The organism is Desulfomarina sp. (genome assembly GCF_054039375.1).
Genome location: NZ_JBPLBA010000258.1, coordinates 1 through 7,284 on the forward strand (window position 1 = coordinate 1; position 7,284 = coordinate 7,284).

The 7,284-nt window shown below is 51.1% G+C and carries 9 protein-coding genes; 5 read left to right on the forward strand and 4 right to left on the reverse strand.

The features are described from left to right. The 3 genes from ACXLDX_RS14100 to ACXLDX_RS14110 all read left to right on the forward strand — a co-directional run. On the forward strand, positions 1–462 hold a 462-nt coding region (locus ACXLDX_RS14100; protein ID WP_457577825.1), incomplete at its 5' end, for an ASKHA domain-containing protein. A 115-nt stretch (positions 463–577) separates the two neighbouring features. Continuing rightward, the gene (locus ACXLDX_RS14105; RefSeq protein WP_457577826.1) at positions 578–916 is read left to right on the forward strand and encodes a histidine triad nucleotide-binding protein; all 339 of its coding nucleotides are present in this window, start codon (positions 578–580) and stop codon (positions 914–916) included. An 11-nt stretch (positions 917–927) separates the two neighbouring features. Further along, on the forward strand, positions 928–2,220 hold the full coding sequence (locus ACXLDX_RS14110; RefSeq protein ID WP_457577827.1) for a DNA recombination protein RmuC: 1,293 nt from the start codon (positions 928–930) through the stop codon (positions 2,218–2,220). Between the two features lie 28 nt (positions 2,221–2,248). On the opposite strand, the gene ACXLDX_RS14115 is transcribed toward ACXLDX_RS14110, so the two are convergent. From ACXLDX_RS14115 to ACXLDX_RS14130, 4 genes are all read right to left on the reverse strand, one after another. After that, positions 2,249–2,779, reverse strand: a complete 531-nt coding sequence (locus tag ACXLDX_RS14115; protein ID WP_457577828.1) for a DUF3106 domain-containing protein — start codon at positions 2,777–2,779, stop codon at positions 2,249–2,251. A 10-nt stretch (positions 2,780–2,789) separates the two neighbouring features. Continuing rightward, positions 2,790–3,146: a hypothetical protein gene (locus ACXLDX_RS14120; protein ID WP_457577829.1), complete on the reverse strand. Its 357-nt coding sequence runs from the start codon at positions 3,144–3,146 to the stop codon at positions 2,790–2,792. 12 nt (positions 3,147–3,158) lie between these two features. After that, entirely contained in the window at positions 3,159–3,707 is a 549-nt protein-coding gene (locus ACXLDX_RS14125; protein WP_457577830.1) for an RNA polymerase sigma factor, read from the reverse strand. Between the two features lie 120 nt (positions 3,708–3,827). Further along, positions 3,828–4,673, reverse strand: coding sequence for an EF-hand domain-containing protein (locus ACXLDX_RS14130; RefSeq protein ID WP_457577831.1), 846 nt, complete (start codon positions 4,671–4,673; stop codon positions 3,828–3,830). Positions 4,674–4,902: 229 nt separating this feature from the next. Between ACXLDX_RS14130 and ACXLDX_RS14135 the strand changes: the two genes are divergently transcribed. Beyond that, positions 4,903–6,468 (forward strand): AMP-binding protein, encoded by a 1,566-nt coding sequence (locus ACXLDX_RS14135; RefSeq protein ID WP_457577832.1) that lies wholly within the window; start codon positions 4,903–4,905, stop codon positions 6,466–6,468. 54 nt (positions 6,469–6,522) lie between these two features. Next, positions 6,523–7,284 (forward strand): amino acid ABC transporter permease (locus ACXLDX_RS14140; RefSeq protein ID WP_457577833.1); only part of this gene is annotated, 762 nt, incomplete at its 3' end.

Sequence of the window (7,284 nt, forward strand, 5' to 3'; positions counted from 1 at the left end):
CTGATAGAAAAAAACGGCCGCATCGCAGACCTGAAAAACGTCCCCGCCATTCGAAAAAAAGCTGGTGAAGCAGCCATTGTCCTCCAGCCAGGTACCAACGAGATTGTCATCAGCCAGAAAGATATCCGAGCCGTCCAACTGGGCAAGGGTGCCCTGATCACCGGGATCAAATTCCTGCTGCGGGCGGCCGATATTAATTCACCCCGTAAAATCATTATTGCCGGTGCATTCGGCTCCTTTCTCAATAAAGATGACCTGCTCACCCTTGGTATGATCCCCGCGGTTTCAGGTGACAGGATAGAAATGGCGGGCAACGCCGCCGGTACCGGTGCCATCATGGCACTGTGCGACGATTTCTTTTTCAACAAAGCAAAAGAGCTGGCCCGCAGGATTCAGATCATAGACCTGGCAACCGACATTAATTTCCAGAACAGCTTTGTCCAGCAACTCCATTTTCCTTAAGAAGCTCTTTCGTTTACGAAAAGGCTTTGATATTGTATATATTATCCCTGAATCCATAATGGCTTCGTGGTTATTTTTTCCAACACGTTGAATTATTCCCAAGGGAGACAATACAATGACCGACTGTCTGTTCTGTAAAATCGTTGCGGGAGAAATCCCTTCCGACAAACTGTATGAAGACGATGAAATCCTCGCCTTCTGGGACATCGCTCCCCAGGCCCCGAAACACTTCCTGGTGATCCCCAAAAAACATATTGCCGCCCCTGTTGATGTGGAAGAAGAAGACGACAGGATTTTCGGCAAGCTCATGCGCATCGGCAGCCAGCTAGCAAAGGAACAGGGAGTCGGAGACGGCTTCAGGCTGATCTTCAACAACGGAGCTAAAGCGGGCCAGGTTGTGTTCCATATTCATATGCATGTCATGGGCGGAAGAGAACGACCCTGGCCTCTATAGCCGCATCTCTGATGGACGGTTTTTTTTATTTTTTCAGAGAAATGGCTGAAAATCTCCAGACTCTGCCGGACAGCACCCTGCTCCTGGTTCCACTATGCGTTGTTCTGTTCTTTTCCCTTCTGGCAACACTCTTTCGTCTGGGTAATCTTAAAAAAGAGCTGGCGGCAGGCGACAGGAAAACTGAACTGGCCGAAAAAAAACTGCGCGAGGCCGAGGAAGAAGCTGTCAGGCAGCGGATCCGCATGGCGAAACTGATTACCCTTCTGAAAAACGAAAGAAAACATAACGTGGAGAGCCTGGATCACTATTTTTCCTCCCTTTCCCGACAGATCCTGGAAGAGAGAAGCTCACAGCTCAGGGAGCAGAACCGGGAACAGCTGGAATCAGTTCTCGACCCGTTCAACCGCCAGCTTGAATCGTTTAAAAGGGAAATCAATGAGATCCACCTCAACGATACCAGGGAGCGCACCTCCCTCAAAAAAGAAATTCTTCAACTCCGCGACCTGAACCGGCAGATCAACGAAGAAGCGGTTAACCTGACCCGTGCCCTCAAAGGGGATACCAGGGTGCAGGGCACCTGGGGTGAGCTTGTGCTGGAACGGGTTCTTGAGCAGTCAGGGCTTCGCAAAGGACACGAATACGAGATCCAGTCCGGCTTTCGCGACCACGAAAACAAGCTGAGAAAACCGGATGTTATAGTCCGTCTGCCTGAAGGCAAGGAAGTCATCATCGACTCCAAGGTATCCCTCATTGCCTGGGAGAAATACGTCAATTCAGATGATGATGCGGCCAGGGCCGCCCACCTCAAAGAGCTGATCAAAGCGATCCGGGACCATATATTCCTGCTGGGCAGCAAGGATTACGGGCAGCTTGAGGGCATCAATTCCCTGGACTTCGTACTGATGTTCATGCCGGTGGAGGCCGCGTTCACAACGGCCTACCGACACAGTGAACAGGTTTTCAACGATGCCCTGACGCAAAAAATAATTATCGTCAGCCCCACTACCCTTCTGGCCACGCTGCGCACCATTGAAAATATCTGGCAGTCGGAGCGGCAGAGCAGAAACTCCATCGAAATCGCCAGAAAAGCAGGCCTCATGTACGACAAGTTCAGGGGGTTCACGGAGGAGATGGAAAAGATCGGTAGACAACTTGCCACCTGTAGAGCGACTTATGACTCGGCCATGGGTAAACTGGGCCGGGGAAGAGGAAATCTCATCTCCCACGCGGAACAGCTCAAGGAAATGGGTGTCCGGGTCAAAAAGGAAATCCCCGATTCGATTCTGGAAAAAGCCGACATATAACCAATACCCGAAAAAAATCACAAAGCCGTCACGGATTCAGGTCTTTCAGAAAATTTTTGACAACCTTTCTGATCTCCGGTTTCGATTTTTTCATTTCCTCCAGCAGCAGATAAAAGAGTCTTGCCCGTTTTTCCTTCGGCAGGGTTTTAATTTTCCTGAACGCCCTGTGGACAAGCGCCTTTTTCGAGGCCGGCAGATTCCTGTATTTTCTGATAAGTCTGTAAAATCCTCGCCTGTCATCTTCGGACAGGGCCGCCAGCCGGCTGCTGTTATTGAGAATAATACGCTGCATTTTCAACGGCAGTTCGTTGAACTGCTTCAGTTTTTTCCGCAACAGAACCTGTTCTTCCACTGTCAGTGACCTGTAGCGATCATTGAGTTTTCTCAAATGTTCCCTGCGGGACTCGGACATGGCCTTCCACTGGGCAAGATTGGAGCCGGAAACAGCAGGAACTTTACTTTCTTCCGCTGCAGCTGAAGAGCACGGCAAAACGGAAAGCAACAGCAGAAACAGTATTCCCAGACAGATCATGCCTTTTCGGATTTCAACAGACAACATAACCTCTCAGTTATTTTTCCAGTAGTTGCAGAAAAAGCCGCAACGAAGCAGTGTCGGAATAAACATCCAGATGCTCCAGCACTTCCATTTTCTCCAGAATATCCAGATGCTCTATAATCTCAAGGTCCCGGTTCCCCTTTCCTGCCAGATACGGTTTTCCGTTATCCGGACGAAAACTCCAGAAGGTAAAAACAGCCGCCAGGGAGACGGCTAAAACCGCGGCAGACTTGTACCATATTCGGGACCGTGAATGATCTTCCTGCAACCGGGCCAGCACCGCCCTGTTAAAATCGTCGGTCAAAACAATTTTTTCCGATTCTTCCAACAGCCTGACAGCATTTTCCAGAGCCCTGTCTTTATCTGCCATGCTCGCCTCCCCTCAGCTTTCCCCGATAAAATCACTCAATTCCCGGGCCAGAATTTTTCTTGCTCTGTTCACCAGCATTTTAACCGCTCCTTCACTGCTTTCCATTATTTCTGCCGTTTCGCCGCAGGTCATCCCTTCCAGCCTGGTGAGGACAACAGCCATCCGCTGGTCAAAAGACAGGGCAGCCAGCGCTTTTCGCAAAGCTCTCTGCAGATCCGCCGCTCCGGCCCTCTCTTCCGGTCCAGGCTGCCGGTCTGCAAGTGAAGGCTCACCACTGCCCGGACCGCCACCCCTGACAAGAACAAGGGTCCCGGCACGATTTCTGTCACGGACAGCGTTGGCTCCTATGTTCTTCACAATACGAAACAGCCATGTGGTGAACTTCGCCCGTGGTTTATATGTTTTCCTCGCCCGAAAAACACGCAGAAACACCTCCTGCGCAAGATCCTCCGCACCATCACGTGTCCCTGTAATTCTACAGAGAGTATTCACGACCGGGTCCCTGTACCGGGTGATCAGACGGTCAAAGGCGTCAAGATCACCTTTTTTGACCTGAAGCATCAGCCGCGTATCTTCATCTACCTCTATCAGGCCGCCAATAATCAGTGTACCGCTCCCAGTTTATTCAAAATACTTTCCAAGAGACTCTCCGGTTTCCGGATAATCATCTTCCCTCGTCGCTTATTTTCTGTGAAGTTGCCTGTTTCGTGCATGGCGCTTGAATTTTCGCCGTGATTTTCCGGAACTGTTCTGATGATATTTTACTGCCTTATACCCTTTTTTGGTACTGCGGGGGTGTTTTTTTGCCTGCTGATAACCTTTTTTTGCCCGCTTCGGATGTTTTCGAAGCACTGATTCATGTTTTTTCAGATCCTTTCGTACCTGGGGGTGGTTATTAAGAAAGTGCCTGTTATTATAGGCGGCCTTTGCCACATCAGGATGGTTATTCAGCCACTTTCTGTTTTCATACAGCTTTTCCGCCACCTCGGGGTGAGCGTCGAGCCATTTCCGGTTGCCATACAGTTTTTCGGCCACCTCCGGATGGCTGTTCAACCATTTTCTGTCGGAATAAATGGCCTTTGCCACCTTGGGGTGCGTTTCAAGATAATGACTGTTCCCGGCAAGGGTTTCAGCGACTATTGGATGGTTTTTGAGCCATTTCCTGTCTTCTGCGGTGAGCCGGTCTCCTCTTTTACGCCATTCCGATTTCAGCCTTTTTGCCTCAGCGTCCCTGTAATTCCCGGCCTCCGACCTGTTTAACGCACCATCGCCGTCCTCGTCAAAGGCCATGGCCCTGTCCCATCTGAAGTCAGCCCCATACCGGGCTTCAATGGCAGAACGATTGTTTATCCAGTCCTCCTCGGTCAGAATGCCGTCGTCTCCCGCCAGCCGGGTAAAGGCACCAACTCCGTAATAGACATCATTATAGGCATCAACACCCGACTGTACATTTCCTGCCCGCACCCGTTGAGGACACAGTGCTAAAAGTAAGCCCGCCATTATCTGTATCATAATAATCCGTTTCATTTTACTCTCCTTTTCTGTTCCGGTTGCTGAAAAAACCTCTTTTCATTTTTTCCTCACCTCTACTCTTTACAAACCCCGGAAAAGTAAAAAGGTAACGGGTAAATATGAAAAACATTGCCTCTCCTGCGGTACAGATGTGTTGCGGTTGCCAATTCAACCAAAAAATGGTAGTTGAAACAGATATTCTCTTGAAGCCGTCACGGGTTCAGGACCATGACAAATCAGCCATATGCCCAGAGAAACCGACATCACCATGGAGGATAACGTGCTTCTGCATCATAAATTCATCGACATCGCCAGGCAGTTCAGCGGGAAGTCGGCAATCCATGATTTTGCCACGGGAAGAGAACTCACCTACAGAAAAGCCCTGATTGCCTCCCTCCTGCTCTCAGGAATTTTTTCCAAACTGGACAGGGGATTCATCGGTATCATGATTCCCACCTCCGCCGGCTGCATTCTCACCAAGATCGGCCTCCTCATGTCGGGCAGAATTCCGGTCATGATCAACTACTCCACGGGAGCCGAAAAAAACGCCAGGTACGCCCAGCAGAAATGCGATTTCCAGACCATCATCACCTCAAAGGCCCTGCTGGAAAAAATAGAATGTCCCTATGTGGAAGGCATGATCTATATCGAAGATATCATGGCAGCGGTCACCACCAGTCAGAAACTGAAGGCCGCCCTGACAGCCGCCCTGCCCACTCCCCTGATCAAAAAGATGGTCCACGGCGGAAAAGAGGACGACACTGCGGTCATCCTCTTCACCAGCGGTTCGGAAAAGGACCCGAAGGCAGTACAACTCACCCATAAGAACATCCTTGCCAATATCAATTCGGTTACACCGGTCTTTGACTTTCGCTCCGAAGATGTCTTTCTCTGCATCCTTCCATATTTCCACGTGTTCGGGCTTACCGTCACCATGTGGCTGCCTCTCTGCCACGGCATGAAGATGCTGGCCTACGCCAACCCTCTCGATTATAAAAAAGTCTGTTCCATCATCCGCGATCACAAGGCAACCTTCCTCGTGGGGACCCCCAGTTTTTTCTGGGGATACTTACGAAAATCGCAAAAAGGGGACTTTGATTCTTTGCGGATTGTCATGGCCGGAGCGGACAAATGTCCCGACTCCCTGCGGGAAGGGTTTATGAGCAAACACGGTATCACTGTCTATGAAGGGTACGGCGCCACAGAATGCTCCCCGGTCATTTCTGCCAATTGCCGGAATGCCAACCGGCCCGGCAGTGTGGGCAGACCGATTCCCGGAATGTCGGTGCGCATTGAGAATTATGAAACCGGTGAGGAATCGGCCCCCGGCGAGGACGGCCGCATCCTGGTCAAGGGTGACAGCGTGATGAAGGGGTATTTCAACGATTTTGAGCAGACCTCCCTCCATATCCGGAACGGCTGGTATGATACGGGAGATATGGGTAATATCGATGAGGACGGCTATCTCTGGCATGTGGGCCGCCTGAAGCGGTTTGTCAAGATAGGCGGGGAGATGGTCTCCCTCGTTAAAATCGAGGATGTCCTGGAAAAATTGCTGCCGGAAGACGCCCACTGCTGCGTGGTGGAGATCCCAGATGCCGTCAAAGGCGCAAAAATTGTCGCCGTGGTGACAGTAGAACTGGATGAAAAAAAGATCCTCAAACAGATGGCAAAACAGCTCCCGGCCATCGCCCTGCCCAAAATCTTTCTGGTCTGGGAAACCCTCCCGAAAATGGGCAGCGGCAAGATTGATTTCAGGAGTATCTCGGAAATGGCAAGGGAACAGCTTACCCGCAGGAAGCTGACATAGGCAATAAAATCATATGATTGCCACCCCTGTGACCAGTTACTGACATAGAGATCAATGCCGAAATTTTTCCGCTCACCCCTTTTTGATATCAGCCAGTTCCTTCTGCTGATGGCAGCCATCTGCTGGTTTACTGTCCACAGCGTAGAGGACCTTGGTTATTCCTGGCAGTGGTACAGAATCCCGCAATTCCTCTTTACCGTGACGGAAGAGGGATTCAGGGCAGGACCGCTTGTCGAGGGGGTGAAATTCACCCTCTTTATTTCCGCCGTCAGCCTGGTCTTTGCTCTGGTCATCGGCCTTGTCACCGCCCTGCTGCGAGTCTCCAACTCCCCCATTGCCCGGGGAGTGGCTACTTTTTACCTGGAGGTGAGCCGCAACACGCCTCTTCTTATCCAGATTTTTTTTATTTATTTTGTCCTTGGACCGGTTCTCGGCCTTGGCCGAATAGTGGCGGCAATTCTGGCCCTCAGCCTGTTTGAAGGGGCCTACGCCTCGGAGATCTTCCGCTCGGGCTTCCTCTCCGTCGCCAGAGGGCAGTACGAGGCAGCCTCCGCCATCGGCCTCACCCCCTACCATATCTATCGCTTTATCATTATTCCCCAGGCGGTACGCACCGTGCTCCCGCCCCTCACCAGCCAGGCCATTTCGCTGATCAAGGATTCAGCCCTCGTCTCCACCATCGCCATCTACGACCTCACCATGCAGGCCCAGGCCCTGATTGCCGAAACCTACCTCACTTTCGAAATCTGGTTTACCGTGGCGGCCATGTACCTGGTGATCACCATTTCCCTGTCACTCTTGGTCTCCTTCCTGGAA